Origin of the sequence: Methanotorris formicicus Mc-S-70 (genome assembly GCF_000243455.1) — an archaeon.
GTDB classification, from domain to species: Archaea; AGJL01; Methanococci; order Methanococcales; family Methanococcaceae; genus Methanotorris; species Methanotorris formicicus.
Genome location: NZ_AGJL01000037.1, coordinates 1 through 18,968, shown reverse-complemented (window position 1 = coordinate 18,968; position 18,968 = coordinate 1). Strand labels below are relative to the sequence as shown.

The window sequence follows — 18,968 nt, the reverse complement described above, 5'->3', positions numbered from 1 at the left end:
AGACATACTCTGAAATGCTTTGATAGTTTTTATTGGCGTTAGTGTTCTAACCTGTGCGAACTTAGATAACTCCTCCGAACAGCTAAATCCTAAACTATTTATAGAATTAGTGAGTATATTATTAAGTGCTGCTAGCATAGGAGATGCACCGTTTTTTAACGAGTTATTTAAGTACTACCTATTTCTATTTTTTGGTTTTAAAGTTAATATTGTTAAATCACACTATCAGAAAATTAAAAATAAAAAGAGTTAGTTCCATATTTCTTCTATCTTCTGTGGAACATCTGTGTTGTCATAGAAACCTTCAAACAGTTCTTCTCCAGGACCTTTAGCATATACAAGAACTGGAACTGCAGTGTGTGCAAATGATGTCCATCCAATCTTTGCCCTTTTGCTTTCAATCTCAGATAGTGCAAAACCAGCCCAGCAATAAACGTAGTGATTTACTTTTGGGTAGTTATTTAAAATATTTGAATCGTTTATTTTTGAAGTTATTGGGTATTTAAATAGAAGATTCTTCTCATCTTCGTTAAGGTCTGTGTGCCAGTATTTTTTGATTAAGTTGGTTATATAATCCCTATCTGGATTTTTCATTACCTCCTTACTCATAAATTCCATACTTGCATCAATGTTTTTCAGTGCTGAAATATTTGCGTAATATTCAGTCCCACTCCCTACACTCATTCCTCCAGTTTCATGGTCTGCGGTTACAATAATCAAAGTATCTGGATGCCTTTTCTGGAAATCTAAAGCTACTTTGATAGCATTATCAAATGCTATCGTATCCATTATTGTTGACTTAGCATCATGTGCATGACATGCGTGGTCTATTCTCCCTCCTTCAACCATTAAAAAAAATCCATTTGGGTTTTTATTTAATATTTCTAAAGCTTTTTCAGTCATTTCAGCGAGAGATGGCTGATTTTTGTATTTGTCAATATTTTCCCTATCTACTTCATAAGCCATGTGAGACATTGAGAAAAGCCCTAATAATTTAGTAGTATTGTTTGGATTCACTTTTTTTAACTCTTCTTTATTATAAATAACAACATAACCTTTCTTTTTAAACATTTCAATGAGATTTTTATTATCTTTTCTTTTACTACCTTTTTCATTTTTTGGAATGAAGTGTCTAAGTCCTCCACCAAGAATTACATCTGGTTCGAATTCTAAGAGTTGTTCCGCTATTTCATTTTCTTCCTCTCTATCTTTTATATGAGCATAAACAGCTGCTGGAGTAGCATGAGTAACCCTTGTTGTAGTTACAATTCCTACTGATTTTCCTTTTTCTTTTGCAATTTCTCCAAGTGTCTTTCTTGGTATTGATCCATCTGGCTTGACATTTATCATCCTATTGTTAGTTTTATAACCAGATAAAAGTGCAGTCCCTGCTGCAGCAGAGTCTGTAACTTCTGAACTTAATGAATAAGTTGTTATTGTCCCTTTTGTCTTAAAATTCGTCAAAAGAACTAAATGTCCATGTTCAATCTCTTCTTTATATCTTTCAGTAATATAGGTTTGAGTTATTCCCATACCATCCCCAATTAATAAGATGACGTTCTTAACTTTTCTGTTACTCTCTACATTATTTTTAGAGTTAGAACTGAACTGGACATTGTTTACTTTTGAATTTTCTGATAACTTCGTCTCAGTATTTGCATTGACGTTCTTTTCATTTATACAACCACAAATTATCACGGCAGATAGGATACTAAATGTTAGGTATATCGACATAAACTTTTTCATGACATCACCTACCTCCCTTAACAAATGATATTGGTTCACAATTAACTATATAAAGTTTTCTATTTGTTAATTTAAGTTCATATTATATGAACAAAATTAAAAAATATTTTATTAAATCAAAACCTAAAAACATGTTAAATAAAATTCGGAAATCCCCTCCCCATACTTAATTAATCCCCAACTGTTATATAAAGTTTTCTATTTGTCAATTTAAGTTCATATTATATGAACAACATGTTATTATTGATATGGATTTTCTATTCTTTCTTTTAATTCCTTTGCCTTAATTGCATAGTTTTTGTTGTATATGTTTCCTATTCTTTCAATTGCATCCAACAGTTTAATTACATTCTCCAAGTATGTGTAAATATCCCCACTATATGTCTGAATCCTATAATCTTCGTAGAGTATTTTTGAGATTTGTGAAGGTGTTTTTTTGTTCATCCTTAAATTTATTATTGTCTTCGATATTTTTGGAATAACATCTTCCTCCTCAAACTCCAAGATAATTGGTATTAGCATTTCCTTTAAATGCTTCTCCCTAACTTTCTCAAAGTTTTCCCTTATTATCTGCAGAGCATCAACGAATCTTGAAGGAATATTTATGTGGAATATTCTTGATAACTTATTTTTTAGTGATGGGGAGATGTAGATGTTGTCAAATGGTAAAATTTTTACAATCAACTCCATAATTTCCTCCTTATTTTTAATTGCTTCTCTTATAGCCTCTGCATCTTTTGGATACAAAAAGGATATTGAAGTTGCATATCCGTATTTTGTTGGATGTATGTTATTACCCACCATATCGACCATACCATAGTCTTCCAATTTACCAATAACATAATTTAAATCTAAATTTCTACCAAGCAATGGAACCCTATCCAATTCAAACTTATTATTAACTCCAGAAGTTATTGTAGCGAGTATTTGCTCTAACTCCTCATCTTCATTGTATTCAACATCAACATCCTCTGGCTCAGAGTTTAGGAGTTTAAATGCAACCTCATCCTCACTCATCTCCATCTTTGCATGATACTTCTTCCCTATCTCAACAAGTAAATAAACCTTCCCAATATCATGCATTCCCTTTCTCCCCGCCCTCCCACACATCTGTTGGAATTCAGAGGGATTTAACCAATCCCCACCCATAGCCAAACTTTCAAGTATTACTGTAGATGCTGGAAAATCAACCCCTGCGGCAAGTGCTGCAGTTGTTACAACACACATGATTTTTTGGTTTAAAAAATCATCCTCTACCTTTCTCCTCCTTGAATACTCCATGCCTCCGTGATAAAAATCTGCCTTAATGCCTTTTGAGTTTAAAAACCTTGCTATGTATTCTGCTCTTTTTCTTGAGTAGGTGAAGATTAAACTCTGCCCTCTGTAGTTATATTTAGAAATGGTGTTAAATTCCCTATTTACAATCTCTCTAATCAAATTCAACTTGTTGTATTCGTTCTTTGCAAATATTATGTGCCTCTCCAATGGAACTGGTCTTCCGTTGTAGATTATTGCCTTTGCATTTAGTTTTTTTGCAAGTTCCTCTGGATTTCCAATTGTAGCAGATAGATAAATCATTTGGACATTAAATAAATTCCTCAACCTTCCAATTAACCCATCCAATCTCGCCCCCCTATCTTCTATGTTGAGGGAATGAATCTCATCAATAACAACAGTTCCAACATCCTTTAATTTTTTAGTTCTTATTAAATAATCAATCCCTTCATAAGTTCCAACAATAATATCCGCATTTAGATCTGTGTTTATTTCTTCCTTTGGTTTACTCAATCTCCCCATTCCAACCCTTAAAGATACTTTTAACCCTAATTTTTCATATCTCTCTTTAAATTCAATATACTTTTGATTTGCCAGTGCTACAAGTGGCACTAAAAACAAAAACTTCCCTTTACCATCTAAGAGATTTTTAATCCCTGCAAGTTCACCAATAAGGGTTTTTCCAGAAGATGTGGCTGACATTATGAGGAGGTTCTTATTCTCCAATAACCCACCTTTAACAGATAGTGTTTGGACTGGAAGGAGTTCTTCTATCCCTCTCTTCTTTATAATTTCCTTTAAACCCTCTGGAATGTTTAGTTCATCTATTTTGTAGTTTTTTATTTTGTCCTCCTCACTACCCACTAAAACATCATATCTTGTTAGTTCTGGATTATCCAATGGTTTATTTGTTTTAAATATTTCCATTACTTTTTCAACATCCCCAAATCTCTTCAAAAGTTTTCTAATGAACTCCTCATTAATATTAATCTCATTCCTAATCTCTTCAATAGCACAATCTAAGCATATAAATCTCCCATAAAAACGGTATTTATCATAAACTTCCTTATATTCTCCTTTTGTTAAGCAAAATGGACACAATTCAATGTATTCATACTTTAAATTATTTGTTTTTAAAAAATTCTCTATTTTTAGAGTTTCTTCATCCTTGCTTAGGAGGATTTTGTTATTCTTTAAAATATTCATAAATCTTGCTGGTTGGATTAATTTATCCTCCTCTCTACATTTATACGCCCTCAACTTGTTTCCATCTTTTCTCAATAATGCGTAATATTTTTTCTCATTAACCAAATCCACAACCTCAATTTCATCCTTCTTTTTCCTAGGTTTCCTTATAATAAGCACAATACCACCATTTTCTATTATTGACCTATTGTTGAATAACTGCAAAAAATTCGCAAACAACCATAATTTCAAAAACTATATAACCATAAAATTTAAACTATTTTTTGTTAATTAGGTGATGTTATGTCAGAAAAAATTAAAAAATTTATAAAAATTCTATCTGTTAGGGGACAGATATCCTTAGAGTTCTCGGTTCTTTTACTTGTTGTTATAGTTGCTGCAGCAATTGCAGGATATTACATAATTGCAAGTTCAAAGGAAATTGGATACAACAACATAGACTCAATAAATCATACATACAATGTTACTATGAAAACATTAAGCAACGTATAGTTCAATTGTCAATTTATTCAAAATTTTTTCTTCAGAAAGTTGGGTGTAGGAGGATATCATGGTTAAGGTGTTAATAGGAATTACAGGAATGCCCGGCTCTGGAAAGAGTGCCATAAAGAAAATAGCAAAAAAGTTCAACATTCCAGTAGTTTCAATGGGAGATGTGGTTAGGGAAGAAACAAGAAAAAGTGGTTTAGAACTAACCCCTGAAAATGTTGGAAATATGGCAATAAAGTTGAGGGAGATGTATGGAAAAGAGGCTATTGCAGTGCCTTGCTTAAAATATGTTGAGGAATATTTTGCAGATTGTGATTTTGTTATAATTGAGGGCGTTAGGAGTTTATATGAAGTCAACTATTTTAAAAAGCACTATCCATTTTTAACTATTGCCATACATGCATCTCCAAAAACACGATTTGGAAGGTTGATCAAGAGACAGAGAGAAGATGACGCTATGGATTGGGACGAGTTTGTTAAGAGGGACATGAGGGAGTTGGGCTTTTCCATTGGTGGGGTCATAGCACTTGCAGATTATATGGTTGTTAATGAAGAGAATTATGAAAGTTATTTGCAGGAATTGGAAGATACTTTAAAAAAGATAGTAGATTCATTCAAAAGATAAATTAACATCCCCCAAAGGAACAATATTTCTCTCTTCCATTTCAATAAAACTTTCCCAATATTTTTTGCATTTGCATTCAATATCCAAAACATCAATATCTTGTGTTAGGGTAAATTTTTCTATTGCATTTTTTATTTTATAGTTGCATTCACAGTTAAGTTTATTATGTGCTCCCCTTTTTGTTGGAATTCCAGAGGTATCGCACATAACTATCCTATCTTGATTTTTTGATTTAACATTTTTTAATATTTCAACTATACTCCATAAAAATGGAGGGCGATATTGGTTTTTTGACCAGAAGTATTCCATTAACGTTCCTTTATGAACTGTTGCTGGGCAGAAAGAAACTCTACTACATCCAATCTCAAATGCCCTATTTCCTGAGTTTATTGCATCCAATATGGCATCTTTTTCAGTTATAAATAGGGGTTTTATTAATAGATACGCCTTTATTCCAACATTATACTTTTTTGTGGTGTTTATGGCATTTATTATATCTTCTGTTTTAACCCCCTTATGAATAGCAATGTTTCTAATCTCTTCGTTAAACGTCTCAATACCAACACCAATCTCAACATTTATATTTTTTATATATCCCCTAATGTTCTTTAAATTCTCCTCTGTTATAAATTCTGGTCGTGATTCAATTGCAATCTCTTTTAGTTTTCCTTCTTCCTCCAATTCCCCCAACTTCTCAAAAATATATTCCCTTGCCTCTTCTGGCACTTCAAATTCATCCAAAAAACTTCCAGATGTGAAGATTTTTACACTGAATTCATCTAAATCTTTTACTTTTTCAATGGCATAATCAAACTGCCTCTTTAAATTCTCTGTAGATATTGGGGATGGAGAAGACTCCATTAAGTAACTACACATCGTACATCCTCCGCTTTGGTACGCCCATCTACATCCAACAGTTCTCAATATTATTGTGAGAGATTTCCCAACACTTTTATCCAAAAAAATATCATCTTGAATCCAAGTAGCAATTGGTTTATTTGGATTTGATTCCTTTCTTTTTTTTAGATATTTTTCCCTCATCTTTTTTAAAAAAAATTCAAAATAGTTATTCATGGCTATAACACCTCATTTTAACAAATATATTAATCGTTCTTTTGATGATAATGTTGTGGATACATTATGCCTACATTTTGTTCAATAGTATAAATCGTTTCCTAATTACAAAAACCTTCTAAAAACACCATCATGCTAAAAATTATGTAAAAACAGTATATAACACAAAATCAGCAAATAATATATTATGTTGTCTATTTATTAATGAATGTTTTACCACAAAAAATGAATGGGATTCTAAGAATATGAGAGACTAATTTTTACTATTGAATAATTCTTTTCCAACCTTTGATGACCATATGTGGATTAAGATGGACATTAATATTAGAAATACGCAAAATATAAGTATGGATATTGCAAAGGTATCAAATTCCATGCTAAATATTTGCATGGTATCATCTCCTATCTTACCACATTAAACATTCTGTAGTACTCCAATTTAACTTTTTTGATACGTTATTTTTTGTTATGTAATTATTCATCAAACTTAAATCCACACACTCTGCAGAAGTTCTTTAAAATTTCTGAACCGTATTCAGTATGTGCTACCTCAGGGTGGAATTGAACTCCATAAATTGGTTTTTTCTTATGCTTCATTGCCTCAACTTCACATATATCTGAGTATACAAGAACCTCAAAATCCTCTGGAACTTTTTTAACTTCATCCTTGTGTGATGCCCAAGCGTTGAATTCTTTTGGGACATTTTTGAATAAATCATTCTCCTCTATGACATAAACCTTTGTACTTGCATATTCTTCTGCCTCCGCTCTTCCAACCTCTCCGCCGTATGCTTTTGCTATGAGTTGATGTCCCAAGCAAATTCCCAATACTGGAAGTTTTGCATTTAACGCTATATCTATACAGTTCTTACCTTTTTCAATATCTGGTCCTCCACTTAATATGATGCCCTTTATTTCTTCATTTTTCTCAATCTCTTCCAAAGGTGTTGTATTTGGAATGATTTTTGAAGGAACTCCAATGTATTTCAAACTCCTGTATATCCTGTGAACATACTGCCCGCCGTTGTTTAAGATGACTATCATGATCCTCACCTAAGGGTTTTATAGATCAGAATTATATCTAATGGGATACATCATTTTTATTTTTTGTGAATAAGTAGGGAACCTATTATAAAAATTGCTCCAAGGATTTGTTTTAATGTTAAAGATTCTCCAAAGATTAAATATGCTAAAACTATGGCAACTACTGGCTCTGCTGTGGCAATAATTGACGCTTTGCTAACTTCAATTTCTTTTAAGGCAAGATTGTACATTAAATATGCCAAAAATGTTGGAAAAAATGCCAATGCAAAGAGATAAGGTATTGCACTAGTTGGAACACTAAAATCCACAAATCTCTTTAACCACTTCATAAAACGATAGTCCATATTTGTATCTCAAATATTCTATGCAGTTTGATACTATTGCCATAAATCTAACGAATCCAATATTGCTCTTTTCAGACGTTAGATAGTTTCCTTCGATTTCTAAAATCGATTTATCTCTTCGCTTGCGGAGCAAGCGAGCAGTGAAATACTTAGTATTTCACCCAATCGATGTTTTCATCTTGTGATAACAGGCGAGTTACGAAAAACCGATTTAAGTACTACCTATTTCTATTTTTTGGTTTTAATTTTAATAGTGTTAAATCACACTATCAGATAATAAAACTGAAAACTATTTCCAAAACGCCTGGAAAGCAAGAAACAATATATTGAGAAAGGTTTATGGTGTGACTAATTATCCAACAGTTGCATTTTTCTACTGGTCTTCAACAAAAGGCCCTTATGTATGGGGAGCACAGAATTTTAGATCAAAATGGATAAACATGATTAAAGGCGAATACTTCTTTAATGATATTCCTGGAACTGGTGGGAGTTATATGGACAAAGAAACATTCTATGAAAGGGCTATGAATGCAGATGTTGTTATCCTGCATACAATGGGTAAAAACATAACAACAAAAGAACAACTGCTTAGTTTAAATCCTGATTTTGCTAACTTTAAGGCTTTTAAAAATGGTAGATTTTATGCACTACCTTACGATAATTCCAAAAAGGAGGTTTTAGACCCTGCTGGGATTATGTTGGATTATGCTAAAGTAGTGCATCCTGAAGTATTTGGGCTGTTTCCTTAAACGGAACATTCGAGGTTGTCGAATAATTGAATTGGTAGATTTATTCGGTATTATATGTTTTAATATTAATACTTTAATTAGTGTTAATATATTATGCACTATTTGTTAAACAGATTTTTAATGGTTTTTCTAACTTTTACTGACTTTGTAATTCCATTTAAACTCTTTTGTTTTGACTATTGGGGTGATATTGTGTTGTAGTAAGTATTCAAACAATTCACTAGTTTGTAGATAAATTTTAATATTAAGAACTACCATATATTCATTATGAGGTAGAGATGGAGCTCTACAACTTTCCTCCCTTCGTTAGAAGGGGGATTCAATTTGTTTATAATAGATAAAATAAATGTATATGTAGTCTTTAAGTCATATTTCTTATACCTAAGGTCGTAAGATTTCCAATATCCGTTCCGTTTCTTAGAACTTTTATTTTTTATCTCTATTTTGTCATTTTTATCTTGCTTCATATTTCCTATTATTTATCATCGATTATTTAATATTTTTCGGTAACCTTCATTTTATTTGATAAAATAAATCCAAATAATTCATAATTTAGATGATTTATTTTAAAATAAACGTGATAGCATGGAAGAAGTCAAGTGTGAAATGTGTCTCCATACAAGCAAAACAAGAAAGATATACGATTACGAAGGAAAAAAGTTATGCAAAGAATGCATAATAACCCTAAAATATCCAAGAGATTTTGAAAAAATGAAAAAAGAAGTTGAAGAATTTTTAAGCAAAAGCAGAAAAAATAAAAAATACCACTGCATTGTTGCCCTCTCTGGGGGAAAGGACAGTGTTGTAGCATTGTATTTGGTTAAAGAAAAATTCAAATTAAATCCCCTCTGCGTTACAGTAGACAACAAATACCTTGCAAAAGAAGCAATAGAAAATTGCTACAATATAACAAGGTATTTAGGGATTGATTGGGTTGTATTGCAGAGAGATTACACCAAATTATTTGAAGAAACAATAAATAAAGGGGAATCTCCATGTAGAAAATGCTCTGAGTGGAATATGAGGGAAATTTGGAGAATTGCAAAACTTATGGACATTGATGTTATTATAACAGGTCATGAACTTCCATTTGGAACCACTGCGATTAGGGAAATGAAGGAAGGAATAAAAATGGTTAGGTTATTAGCACCATATAGATTAACGGAAGAGGAGAGGTACAACATATTAAAAAAACTCCCATGGAAAAATCCAAATTTAAGGGGTTATACAACAAACTGTTTGGTGCTGGGTGTTGCATTGGAAAGATTTTATAAAAAATATGGATTTAGTTTTGAGTTTGATAGAATTTCAGCAATGGTGAGGTTTGGTTTAATGAGTAGGGAAAAGGCAATGGAGGCATTAGAATGCCCAAAAGTCCCAAGAGAAGTTTATAAGGAGTTAAAAAGAAGAGGATTAAAAATCAACTTTGAGGGAGACAATGAAAGTTAGATTTAATATGAATATTCCTACAGAAGAAGAAATCTGCAAGAGTTTGGAGGTGGATAATACCAACGAAGGCATTATAATAAAAGTAGAATGCAAACAAAATAACATGGATGTTTATATTGAAACACATACAATTGGCTCATTAAAAAATGCGTTGGATGATTTATTTGCTAACTTTAGTGTGGGAGAGGATGTTTTAAAAATTGCTAAAGATGAGTAACTACAACTCAATTTCCTCATATTCTTTTGTTTTTGTGTCAAAAATTCCAATAGTTGCTTTTTTAGTTAAATAACCACAACATTCTCCTGGATTTATTATTAAGACCCCATCCTTTTCATCAAATACCTTCTCATGAGTGTGTCCATATATAACAACATCATACTTCTTTGAGGCAATAACTGCATCCAAAACCTCTTTGTTTGTTCCATGCATAACAAAGAACTTTAATCCATCAACTTCAAAGGAAACATAGTCATCAATAATATTCTTCTCATTAACCTCTTTTAACCATTCTTTTAATTTGCATCTCTCCCCATCGTTGTTTCCATAGGTTGCTATAACCTTTGCCCTCAAATTCTTAAATTCCTTTATAACAAACAATGAGACAAAATCCCCACAATGAACAACCAAATCCACACCCCCTTCATTAAAAATCTCTATTGCCTTTCTTATGTTTGGTAAATAGTCGTGTGTATCTGACATAATACCAATCTTCATATTATCCCTCCTTTTTGATACCTTTCCTTACATCAACAGCAATACCATAATTAAATTCCATAAGTTCCTTTCCATTTAATAATGTTGTTCCAAATGCCAACAACTCATCATCTTCATTAACCACCAAAACCTCCTCATAAGGTCTCAACTCCTCATCACAATCAACAACGAACTTTGCATAGACAGATTTTCCTTCCCTTGCAAATTCTTCAACCTCTTTATTTACAACAACCCTATATTTTGGATATGGTATCTTTTTATGCAGTAACTTTGCCCCTTCTTCTGTTGGTATGAGAAGATTATCATAGGATCTAATTGAGAATAATGTTTTGTCATTTAGCATAACGTATCTAATTCTTCCAGTGGTTTTACTTCTTTTTACGATTATTTTATTTATCAATTCATCATCAACAATATCACAACCATATTGGTATTGAAGCATTTTCTTAATCCTAAATGCATCAGGATTTATCTTATTTTTATTTGCCTCTGAGTTGTAGTAGTTGATGTAGTAGTTGTATGTGTTGATATCTAAAATCTTATCCTTATGTTTCTCAATAAATTCTTTTACATAAGGTTTGTTATGCTCTTTTTCAAATTCAAACAACTCTGGAATCTCATTTTGTGCCAAAGGGTAGAAAGTATCTATATACAATGGCACCAATCCAAAGACATCATCAATAACCAAAACATCCACATCAGAGTGCATGATATTTACATTATCACTATATGGCTTTTCAACTTTCTTTGATACTGTCGTTATGTAAATTTTGTCAAACCTTATTCTTGATAACCTCTTTTTATGCCTCAAAACCTCAGGTCTAAATAAACTCTCATATCCACTGTAGAAAAAGGCAGATTTTTTTGTCACAGGGTCGAATTTTTCAATAAAGTCCATGTACTTCCTAACGACCCTCAACGCATCTAACAACTTTGGATGGCATCTGCATCTCTCCTCAACTAATTCCCACAAACTTCCCTCTTTTATGGCATTTTTTATCCTACTTATTTCCTCAAAGGTTACATATAAGTTATGCTCTGCCAATAATCTTGTTCTTTCCTTTTTATCCATTTTGTAAATCTCTTTTGGTTTGTATGTGGAGCAAACTGGGCATGAGCATGGGAATCTATCCAAATCCTTTAAATTTTCTAAATGCAGAGTTCCTCTCTCAGTTAAATACCTCCCCTCCTTTGCATACAATGCATAGGCAGCAGAATCAAACAAATCACATCCCAACGCAACTGCCAAAGCAAATGCCATAGGATGTCCACAACCAAATAAATGAACTGGTTTATTTGTAGGGAGGCACATTTTTGTATTTATTATAATCTCTGCAACTTCTTTGTATCTATACTCCTCCATCAGTGGAACAACAGCCCCTATTGGGTAAATATCAAAATCTAATTTTCCCATTTCCTCTGCACTTTTTCTCCTCAAATCTAAGTAGGTAGAGCCCTGAATAGTCCCATTTAACAACAACTTAAAGTTTTTCTCTTTTTTTAGTTCAATTGATGCCCTTGCCCTTCTCAATGTCTCCCCCAACTCTTTCTCTGCTCTCTCCCTTTCAACATCAGGTGGTGTTGGGATATCTAACATGGTTCCAACATCAACCCCTATCTTTTCTTGGAACTCTACAATCTCCAATGGTTCAACATCAATATCCCCATAAACACTCAACTGAAAAGAACCGCTATCTGTAACCACAACCTTATCAAATCCAACCAACTCATGAATCCCCTTCTCTTCCGCTATCTTTTTTAATTTTGGTGTTGAATAAGTTATGTATGAGTTTGTTATTATAACATCCGTTAATTTTTTTATTAACTCAATTGGCACTATCTGTCTTTTTGGATTTGGGTGAACTACTGGCATTATTGTTGGTGTTTCTATTTTATGGTTGTTTATTTTTAATTTTCCAATCCTTCCCATTGCATCTCTATCTTTTATCTCAAACATTTTTTCACCGTCATTAGCAAAATTTTAAAGTTTAATGTTTCATCTTATATCTCAATCCAATGTAACCTCCAATATCCAATAAAACAATATTCAATATCAACAATATGAATGTTGTATATATCAAATTCAAATTCATCGTAGCAAGTGCCATTCCCATTAACAATGCAGGAATTAATATTGAAACGTCAATTGTAACTCCTATTATCTCATACTCCTTTCCACTTGCAATACTCATTCCCCCAGAGATTCCTGCAATGATGGCAACCACTGCACTCAACACTATCGAAGTTTCTGAAAGGTATTCTAAAACCAAATTCTCAGAAATATAAAACAATCCTGTAACAAATGCACATGCAGTAACAATTCCTGAGCATAGAAGTTCCTTTTTCATCCCTTCAATAAAGAGTTCCCTATCTCCCAAAAGTGTTCCTATGGCACTACCCATAACCGTATCTACTAAAGGAGCAATAATCATTGCTCCAATTAATGTTGGGATATTGTGTTCAATTAATCCAATAGTTCCCATTATACTTGCTAAGACAACTTTAATTAAGACATTTCTTGTTATCTTTACCATAGATTTTGCTTTATAATACAACTCCAATTCAGATAAACTCGTTGATGCTAAACCCTCTTCCCTACATGAAAAGGTAATATTTGCCGGCATTATTGTGATACTTCCATATCCTTTTTCCCCTAAACCTAACTTTTTTAACTCTAAAACTATCTTCTCAGCATCTTTTGCTTCTGCATTGCATGTTATTATTATCCCATTTTCAATTGATGATTTTAAAGGTTTTATTATTGAAATTGAGTAAGCATTGTTCTTTTTTATAATCTCTTCAACAGTATTTAAGAATTTCTCAGGTACCATAATCTTCATATACCTCATGCGCCCACCATTTAGGATAATATTTATAAATTTATGCAACAAAAAAATGACTACAAACATTATTTATATTTAATTGTAATTTGGCTATATTGTATATTAAACAGTTTCATCATTTTTTCTAAATTAAATTATTTTAAAAATCCAATTAAAAATTTGCAGACGGTTGCTTTTTAAATTTATTGTTGATGAATATTCATAAATTTAAAATTTAGGATTCATTATGGGCTATACTGGTGATGTAATATGGTTGAACTCTTATCACCCGTAAGGGACTTGGCATGTTTAACAACTGCAATAAAGAATGGAGCAGATGCAGTATATTGTGGATTGAAAGATTTGAATATGAGAATAACTGCTAAGAACTTTGATAGGGATGAGTTAAAAGAAGGAATTAAATTTGTACATGACAACAATAAAAAACTCTACTTATGTACAAATACGGTAATCTATGAGAATGATTTAAAGAAATTGGCGGAGATTTTTGATTTTGCAAATGGTGTTGAGGTTGATGCTGTAATCGTTAGTGACTTAGGAGCGATGCAATTAGCAAAAGAATATGGCTTAAATGTTCATGCAAGCGTTCAATGCAATATAACAAATTCATTAGCAGCAAAGTTTTACTCAAAATTTGCAAAGAGAGTTATTTTATCAAGAGAACTCACATTAAACCAAATTAGGGAAATTAGGGAAAATTTAAGGAAGGATAATATTAATTTGGAGTTGGAAGGATTTGTCCATGGTGCTTTGTGTGTTGCAATAAGTGGAAGATGCTTTTTAAGTTCCTATCTATTTGATAGGCATGCAAATTGCGGAGATTGTTTGCAACCATGTAGGAGAAAGTGGAAACTCATAAATGAGCATGCCGATGGAACCTACGAGGTTATTTGTGAGGGAAAATATCTCTTATCTCCAAAGGACTTGTGTATGATTGAACACATTCCTCAACTCATGGAGGTCTTAGATTGCTTTAAGATTGAAGGGAGGGCAAAGAACGCAGATTATGTTATGAGGGTAACAAAGATTTATAGGGAGGCAATAGATTCTGTTTTTGATGGAACATACAAAGAAAAACTACCTTATTTTAAAAAAGAACTTGAAAAGATATATAATAGAGGTTACGATACTGGATTCTATTTCAGAGATATTGATAAATCTCACGACTTCCAATATGAAAAAGAGGGGAATATTTCCAAATACAAAAAAATTGAGATTGGAAAGGTTGTAAATTACTATAAGAAGGTTGGGGTTGCAGAGATTAAACTTATAAACGACTTAAAAGTTGGAGATACAATCTTAATCATTGGTAAAACCACAGGTTGCATAGAAGAAACTGTAAAATCAATGCAGATAGACCATAAAAATGTTGAAATTGGTAGAAAAGGTGAAAGTGTTGGGGTTAAGTTAAACCATGTTGTGAGGGAAAATGATAAGGTTTTTATTCTAAGAGAATATACAACAGAAAAATATTAATTTAAAGGTGATAAGTATGAAAATCTCTATCTGTGGAAAGGGAGGTTGTGGAAAAAGTTCTATAACAACATTATTGGCAAAGGAGTTTGCTAAAAAAGGATATGATGTTTTAGTTATCGATGGAGATGAATCAAACTTAAGTTTGCATAAATTACTGGGCATGGATTTTCCAAAGGATTTTATAGAGTATCTTGGTGGAAGAAAGGAGTTTATGAAAAAATTGAGAGAAAAGATGGAAGGTAAAGATGTTGAGTTGTTTGAGGAGGAAATATTTATTAATTCTCTTCCAAAAGAGTATTTAGTGGAGAATGGAAACATCAAACTTTTAGCAGTTGGAAAAATTCATGATTTTGGAGAGGGTTGTGCATGTCCTATGGGTGCTTTGCTGAGGGAATTTTTAAAATCTCTAAAACTAAAGGATAAAGAGGTTGTTATCGTCGATACAGAGGCAGGAATAGAGCATTTTGGTAGGGGTGTTGAGGGGGGTTGTGATGCTATTATAGCAATTATAGACCCAACCTATGAATCAATAAGATTATCTAAGAAGATAGAGGAGATTGGAGAGAAATTGGGTAAGAAGGTTTATTTCATAGTCAATAAGGTAGATGATGAGACAAAGGATTTAATCCTTGAAAATATTAATAAAGATAAAGTTATTGCAGTTATTCCAAATAATAAGGAGATTATGAGATGTGGGTTGAAGGGAGAGGAATTGAATGCCGAAATTCCTGAAATTAAAGGGATTGTAGATGCTTTAATTGAATAACAATTCCATTTTTTACAATTCTTTTTATATAGAATCAGTGAGTATATTATTAAGTGCTGTTAGCATAGGAGATGCACGTTTTTTAACTATTATTTAAATTCCATCTATTGCTATTTTTGGTTTTAATTTAATAGTGTTAAATCACACTATCAGCATTTAAGGATTGAGGGTAAAAAGTAAATGGTGATAAAAATGTTATCTTTATTAGGTAAATTTCAATTTTAAATTTAAACAATGGATTTTATTCCTTAACAACTATTAAAAATAACTTATATTAAAATTAACTCAACAAATCCCTCTTTGCTTTGTTTATAGGACTCTTTCTTAACGATTTCTTTAAATTTTTCAATAGTTCATTAACATCATACTTGATTTAAATAACCAGCAATTTTTGCTGACATTAAACTCCAATTCTTCCAATATCCTTTAAAGCATTATAGCAATTTCTAACAACTTTATCCGACTCTCTAAACCACTAAAAACTTGAATTACAGAAGATTACATCAAATTCATTAAGGTAATCCATTTCCTCAGCACTTTAACTTTTAAACTTTTGCGTATTCTTCATATTTTATTGCTTGGAGGTCAATCTTCATAACTATCACTTTTATTCTTAATAACAATTAAAACTGGAACTAAAGATAAAGCCAATTCCTTTCCAAATTCAGTTAATTTATAATAAACACGTGGTGGATTATCATTGGTTACAAGTCTTTCGATAATTCCATTTTCCTCAAGATTTTTTAATTTATCAGATAAAACCCTTGAGGAGATATTAAAAATCCTCTTAAAATTGTTAAAACTCATTTTTTCTTTAATATATAGGGCATAAATAATTTCAGGAGTCCATTTTGATAGGATTGTTGAGAGATAGGGGTGGATATTTTTAAGCTCAACTGCAATATCATCTAAGTCAATATTACATCCTTTTTCTATAATACCCTCAATTTCTTTTGTGTATTTTGAAACAACACTTGTTAAGTGAGCTTTTTCACACTTAGTTTCTCTTTTCATACTTTATGTTTTATAAATCTTAAGTTATAATAATTTTTTGGTTATCAATTTCCAGCATAATTATGTATATTGGAGGGATAGTATGCCTAGTTTAAGATTTGTTATTGCTTTAATAGTTATCTTAACACTCTTATCAGCAGTGGAGAGTTTTCTATGCCCATGGTCTCCTTATTTTATTGTTTATGCAATATTGGCTATAATAATCCCACTATACTTCAAAACCTACAAAGTTAAGAGATTTGATAAAACACAGGTAAAATTATTTGTTAAATTTTTGATAGTATCAGTATTGGTTGTTGTATTAAGTAAAATTGGCTATGTGTTGATTTTAAAGTATCTATCTTTAAGAGGAAATCCTTTTTATGATATAAACTATGCACTCCTTGAATTAGGAAGAATAGTTAATGAAAGGTTTGGCATCTCCGTATCTAAAGCTATGCTGATATATGCTTTTTATATAATTGTATGGGCTCCAATTGGAGAGGAGTTACTTTATAGGGGATTTTTATTTGAGATACTAAATAGAAAGTATTCTTTTGCAATTTCTGCTTTAGTGTCTTCATTATTTTTTGGAGTTAGACATCTCGTTCATTTTTTATTACTCCCTAAGTATCCAGTGTTTGCAGGGTTATTTTACTTCTACATTGCCTTTGTCTATGGATTAATAATGGCTTATGCATACAAAAAGACAGAAAATATTTATATTCCAATGGGATTACATTTATTAACAAATATAATTTCAGCATTTATGAGAGTGTTTAATACATAAGGGAGATTATGAGAGTTACAGTTTGCGAACTTCCAGATGATAACAGAGAATTTAAAAAAGCATGGGATAAATTGATTGAACATGTTAAAAATGAAAGAAGTGAGCTGATAATTTTACCAGAAATGCCAGCTTATCTATGGTTTCCAAAATATCCAAACTTTGATGAAGATATTTGGCAAAAGGCTATAAAATCTCATGATGATTTTATAAAGAACCTCAAACTCCAAACAACTGTAATATCAACGAGACCTATTCAAAAAGGCAAGTATAGATTAAATCAAGCCTTCTTCTTAGATAGGGGGAGATATTATCCAATCAGAGCTAAATACTACCTACCTAATGAAGAATGGTTTTATGAGACTACATGGTTTCATAGAGGCAAAAAAGATTTTTCCATTGTTAGAATTAACAACATTTTAGTGGGTATTCTTATATGCAGTGAATTAATGTTTAATGAATGGGCTCGTCTATATGGAAAGCAAAAAGCTCACATTATTGCAGTTCCAAGGGCTACAGAAAAATCTACAATAAATAAATGGCTAATTGCTTCACAAATGGCCTCTATAGTCTCCGGGGCTTATGTTCTTTCATCAAATCGTGTTAGTGGAATTTTTGGTGGGCGAGGATGGGTAATATCTCCAGAGGGAGAGGTAATTGCTATCACATCAGAAGATGAACCATTTGTTACAGTAGATATTGACCTAAAAGAGGCAGAATTGGCTAAGCAGAGATATCCAAGGTATATTCCAGAATAGTCTATTTAGGTGGAACAAATGCCAATCAAAAGAATTTATCATATCATTGATTATTATCCAGACCTTGCCACATATTTTGGAATTTTAATTATTTCTATTTTAGAGTTATTGATTGGAAATAACCTCAAAGTTTTAATATTCTCAATATTCATGATGTTTTTCACTTTTTTGATTGTGTTGCCAACAAACATTGCATTAAAAAATCTATTTAAAACTAAAAGACCAGACGGATATAGAAATAATAAAATATCACATTTTAAAGGTTCATTTCCTTCATTTCATACTCAATTCTCTTTTGGAGTCTCTACAGCTTTTATTACAGCTATTTATCTATTATCTCCAGATAATATTAAGTTGTTGGCAACTTTATTAGCTATTTTTTGTCTGGAGGGGATGTCAGTAATTGTTGGTTATTCAAGGATTGTTGTAAATGCCCATTATCCTAAAGATGTCGTTGGTGGAGCTGTTTTTGGCATTATCACTGGATTTATTTGCAGTTATACATTAACACCGATTTTAAAAGATCTGATAGTGTGATTTCTCATTATCGATTTTAAAACCAAAAAATAAAATAGTATCGATTTAAATACTCCATTAAAAAAACGGTGATTAAACCATGCTACCCACAC

General features: G+C 31.8%; 19 protein-coding genes and 1 pseudogene. 10 read left to right on the top strand and 10 right to left on the bottom strand.

Annotated features, from left to right (window positions below; translation table 11 throughout):
* Positions 1 to 249: 249 nt before the first annotated feature.
* Together METFODRAFT_RS06870 and METFODRAFT_RS06865 are read right to left on the bottom strand one after the other, a co-directional pair.
* Entirely contained in the window at positions 250 to 1,746 is a 1,497-nt protein-coding gene (locus METFODRAFT_RS06870; protein WP_048115716.1) for an alkaline phosphatase, read from the bottom strand.
* A 240-nt stretch (positions 1,747 to 1,986) separates the two neighbouring features.
* Positions 1,987 to 4,386, bottom strand: a complete 2,400-nt coding sequence (locus METFODRAFT_RS06865) for a DEAD/DEAH box helicase (protein ID WP_007044844.1) — start codon at positions 4,384 to 4,386, stop codon at positions 1,987 to 1,989.
* Between the two features lie 123 nt (positions 4,387 to 4,509).
* Between METFODRAFT_RS06865 and METFODRAFT_RS06860 the strand changes: the two genes are divergently transcribed.
* Positions 4,510 to 4,719 (top strand): class III signal peptide-containing protein, encoded by a 210-nt coding sequence (locus METFODRAFT_RS06860; RefSeq protein WP_007044843.1) that lies wholly within the window; start codon positions 4,510 to 4,512, stop codon positions 4,717 to 4,719.
* Between the two features lie 58 nt (positions 4,720 to 4,777).
* Positions 4,778 to 5,341, top strand: coding sequence for an AAA family ATPase (locus tag METFODRAFT_RS06855; protein ID WP_007044842.1), 564 nt, complete (start codon positions 4,778 to 4,780; stop codon positions 5,339 to 5,341).
* Here the strand turns inward: METFODRAFT_RS06855 and METFODRAFT_RS06850 are convergent.
* From METFODRAFT_RS06850 to METFODRAFT_RS10180, 4 genes and pseudogenes are all read right to left on the bottom strand, one after another.
* Positions 5,327 to 6,415 (bottom strand): archaeosine biosynthesis radical SAM protein RaSEA, encoded by a 1,089-nt coding sequence (locus METFODRAFT_RS06850; RefSeq protein WP_007044841.1) that lies wholly within the window; start codon positions 6,413 to 6,415, stop codon positions 5,327 to 5,329. The genes METFODRAFT_RS06855 and METFODRAFT_RS06850 overlap by 15 nt on opposite strands.
* A 474-nt stretch (positions 6,416 to 6,889) precedes the next feature.
* Positions 6,890 to 7,459: a GMP synthase subunit A gene (locus tag METFODRAFT_RS06845; RefSeq protein WP_007044840.1), complete on the bottom strand. Its 570-nt coding sequence runs from the start codon at positions 7,457 to 7,459 to the stop codon at positions 6,890 to 6,892.
* Positions 7,460 to 7,515: 56 nt separating this feature from the next.
* Positions 7,516 to 7,770 (bottom strand): annotated as a pseudogene (locus METFODRAFT_RS06840) (EamA family transporter); the annotation flags it as partial.
* Positions 7,757 to 7,936 (bottom strand): hypothetical protein, encoded by a 180-nt coding sequence (locus METFODRAFT_RS10180; protein WP_083820863.1) that lies wholly within the window; start codon positions 7,934 to 7,936, stop codon positions 7,757 to 7,759. The pseudogene METFODRAFT_RS06840 and the gene METFODRAFT_RS10180, both read right to left, overlap by 14 nt.
* Positions 7,937 to 8,147: 211 nt before the next feature.
* Here METFODRAFT_RS10180 and METFODRAFT_RS06835 point away from each other — a divergent pair, with 211 nt between their 5' ends.
* The 3 genes from METFODRAFT_RS06835 (at position 8,148) to METFODRAFT_RS06825 (ending at position 10,218) form a co-directional block, all read left to right on the top strand.
* Positions 8,148 to 8,552: an ABC transporter substrate-binding protein gene (locus METFODRAFT_RS06835; protein ID WP_083820862.1), complete on the top strand. Its 405-nt coding sequence runs from the start codon at positions 8,148 to 8,150 to the stop codon at positions 8,550 to 8,552.
* Between the two features lie 585 nt (positions 8,553 to 9,137).
* Positions 9,138 to 10,001 (top strand): phosphoadenosine phosphosulfate reductase domain-containing protein, encoded by an 864-nt coding sequence (locus METFODRAFT_RS06830; RefSeq protein WP_007044836.1) that lies wholly within the window; start codon positions 9,138 to 9,140, stop codon positions 9,999 to 10,001.
* Complete coding sequence (locus tag METFODRAFT_RS06825; protein ID WP_007044835.1) at positions 9,991 to 10,218, top strand: KEOPS complex subunit Pcc1; 228 nt, start codon at positions 9,991 to 9,993, stop codon at positions 10,216 to 10,218. Before METFODRAFT_RS06830 ends, METFODRAFT_RS06825 begins: the two co-directional genes overlap by 11 nt.
* Here METFODRAFT_RS06825 and METFODRAFT_RS06820 read toward each other — a convergent pair whose 3' ends face one another.
* From METFODRAFT_RS06820 to METFODRAFT_RS06810, 3 genes are read right to left on the bottom strand one after another with little or no spacing between them, the layout of a single operon-like run.
* Positions 10,219 to 10,716 (bottom strand): MJ0936 family phosphodiesterase, encoded by a 498-nt coding sequence (locus METFODRAFT_RS06820; protein WP_007044834.1) that lies wholly within the window; start codon positions 10,714 to 10,716, stop codon positions 10,219 to 10,221. It lies immediately after the preceding gene.
* A 1-nt stretch (position 10,717) separates the two neighbouring features.
* On the bottom strand, positions 10,718 to 12,673 hold the full coding sequence (tgtA, locus tag METFODRAFT_RS06815; RefSeq protein WP_007044833.1) for a tRNA guanosine(15) transglycosylase TgtA: 1,956 nt from the start codon (positions 12,671 to 12,673) through the stop codon (positions 10,718 to 10,720).
* Positions 12,674 to 12,704: 31 nt separating this feature from the next.
* Positions 12,705 to 13,565: a TIGR00341 family protein gene (locus METFODRAFT_RS06810; protein ID WP_007044832.1), complete on the bottom strand. Its 861-nt coding sequence runs from the start codon at positions 13,563 to 13,565 to the stop codon at positions 12,705 to 12,707.
* Positions 13,566 to 13,808: 243 nt separating this feature from the next.
* Between METFODRAFT_RS06810 and METFODRAFT_RS06805 the strand changes: the two genes are divergently transcribed.
* Together METFODRAFT_RS06805 and METFODRAFT_RS06800 are read left to right on the top strand one after the other, a co-directional pair.
* Entirely contained in the window at positions 13,809 to 15,035 is a 1,227-nt protein-coding gene (locus METFODRAFT_RS06805) for a U32 family peptidase (RefSeq protein ID WP_007044831.1), read from the top strand.
* Positions 15,036 to 15,051: 16 nt separating this feature from the next.
* Complete coding sequence (locus METFODRAFT_RS06800) at positions 15,052 to 15,801, top strand: ATP-binding protein (protein WP_007044830.1); 750 nt, start codon at positions 15,052 to 15,054, stop codon at positions 15,799 to 15,801.
* A 585-nt stretch (positions 15,802 to 16,386) separates the two neighbouring features.
* Here the strand turns inward: METFODRAFT_RS06800 and METFODRAFT_RS06795 are convergent.
* Entirely contained in the window at positions 16,387 to 16,815 is a 429-nt protein-coding gene (locus METFODRAFT_RS06795) for a winged helix-turn-helix transcriptional regulator (protein WP_007044829.1), read from the bottom strand.
* An 82-nt stretch (positions 16,816 to 16,897) separates the two neighbouring features.
* On the opposite strand from METFODRAFT_RS06795, the gene METFODRAFT_RS06790 reads away from it, so the two are divergent.
* Genes METFODRAFT_RS06790 through METFODRAFT_RS09730 form a run of 3 tightly spaced genes read left to right on the top strand, consistent with a single transcriptional unit; the run spans position 16,898 to position 18,876 of the window.
* Positions 16,898 to 17,584, top strand: a complete 687-nt coding sequence (locus METFODRAFT_RS06790; protein WP_007044828.1) for a CPBP family intramembrane glutamic endopeptidase — start codon at positions 16,898 to 16,900, stop codon at positions 17,582 to 17,584.
* Between the two features lie 8 nt (positions 17,585 to 17,592).
* On the top strand, positions 17,593 to 18,339 hold the full coding sequence (locus METFODRAFT_RS06785) for a carbon-nitrogen hydrolase family protein (protein WP_007044827.1): 747 nt from the start codon (positions 17,593 to 17,595) through the stop codon (positions 18,337 to 18,339).
* A gap of 18 nt (positions 18,340 to 18,357) precedes the next feature.
* A complete protein-coding gene (locus tag METFODRAFT_RS09730) occupies positions 18,358 to 18,876 on the top strand; it encodes a phosphatase PAP2 family protein (protein ID WP_007044826.1) in 519 nt (172 codons plus the stop codon).
* Positions 18,877 to 18,968: the final 92 nt, after the last annotated feature.

Coding starts and splice junctions, on each gene's coding strand:
- METFODRAFT_RS09730 (WP_007044826.1), top strand. CDS start 18,358: ATGCCAATCAAAAGAATTTATCATATCATTGATTATTATCCAGACCTT.
- METFODRAFT_RS06870 (WP_048115716.1), bottom strand. CDS start 1,746: ATGAAAAAGTTTATGTCGATATACCTAACATTTAGTATCCTATCTGCC.
- METFODRAFT_RS06825 (WP_007044835.1), top strand. CDS start 9,991: ATGAAAGTTAGATTTAATATGAATATTCCTACAGAAGAAGAAATCTGC.
- METFODRAFT_RS06800 (WP_007044830.1), top strand. CDS start 15,052: ATGAAAATCTCTATCTGTGGAAAGGGAGGTTGTGGAAAAAGTTCTATA.
- METFODRAFT_RS06795 (WP_007044829.1), bottom strand. CDS start 16,815: ATGAAAAGAGAAACTAAGTGTGAAAAAGCTCACTTAACAAGTGTTGTT.
- METFODRAFT_RS06860 (WP_007044843.1), top strand. CDS start 4,510: ATGTCAGAAAAAATTAAAAAATTTATAAAAATTCTATCTGTTAGGGGA.
- METFODRAFT_RS06850 (WP_007044841.1), bottom strand. CDS start 6,415: ATGAATAACTATTTTGAATTTTTTTTAAAAAAGATGAGGGAAAAATAT.
- tgtA (WP_007044833.1), bottom strand. CDS start 12,673: ATGTTTGAGATAAAAGATAGAGATGCAATGGGAAGGATTGGAAAATTA.
- METFODRAFT_RS06830 (WP_007044836.1), top strand. CDS start 9,138: ATGGAAGAAGTCAAGTGTGAAATGTGTCTCCATACAAGCAAAACAAGA.
- METFODRAFT_RS06820 (WP_007044834.1), bottom strand. CDS start 10,716: ATGAAGATTGGTATTATGTCAGATACACACGACTATTTACCAAACATA.
- METFODRAFT_RS06790 (WP_007044828.1), top strand. CDS start 16,898: ATGCCTAGTTTAAGATTTGTTATTGCTTTAATAGTTATCTTAACACTC.
- METFODRAFT_RS06855 (WP_007044842.1), top strand. CDS start 4,778: ATGGTTAAGGTGTTAATAGGAATTACAGGAATGCCCGGCTCTGGAAAG.
- METFODRAFT_RS06805 (WP_007044831.1), top strand. CDS start 13,809: ATGGTTGAACTCTTATCACCCGTAAGGGACTTGGCATGTTTAACAACT.
- METFODRAFT_RS06785 (WP_007044827.1), top strand. CDS start 17,593: ATGAGAGTTACAGTTTGCGAACTTCCAGATGATAACAGAGAATTTAAA.
- METFODRAFT_RS06810 (WP_007044832.1), bottom strand. CDS start 13,565: ATGAGGTATATGAAGATTATGGTACCTGAGAAATTCTTAAATACTGTT.
- METFODRAFT_RS06845 (WP_007044840.1), bottom strand. CDS start 7,459: ATGATAGTCATCTTAAACAACGGCGGGCAGTATGTTCACAGGATATAC.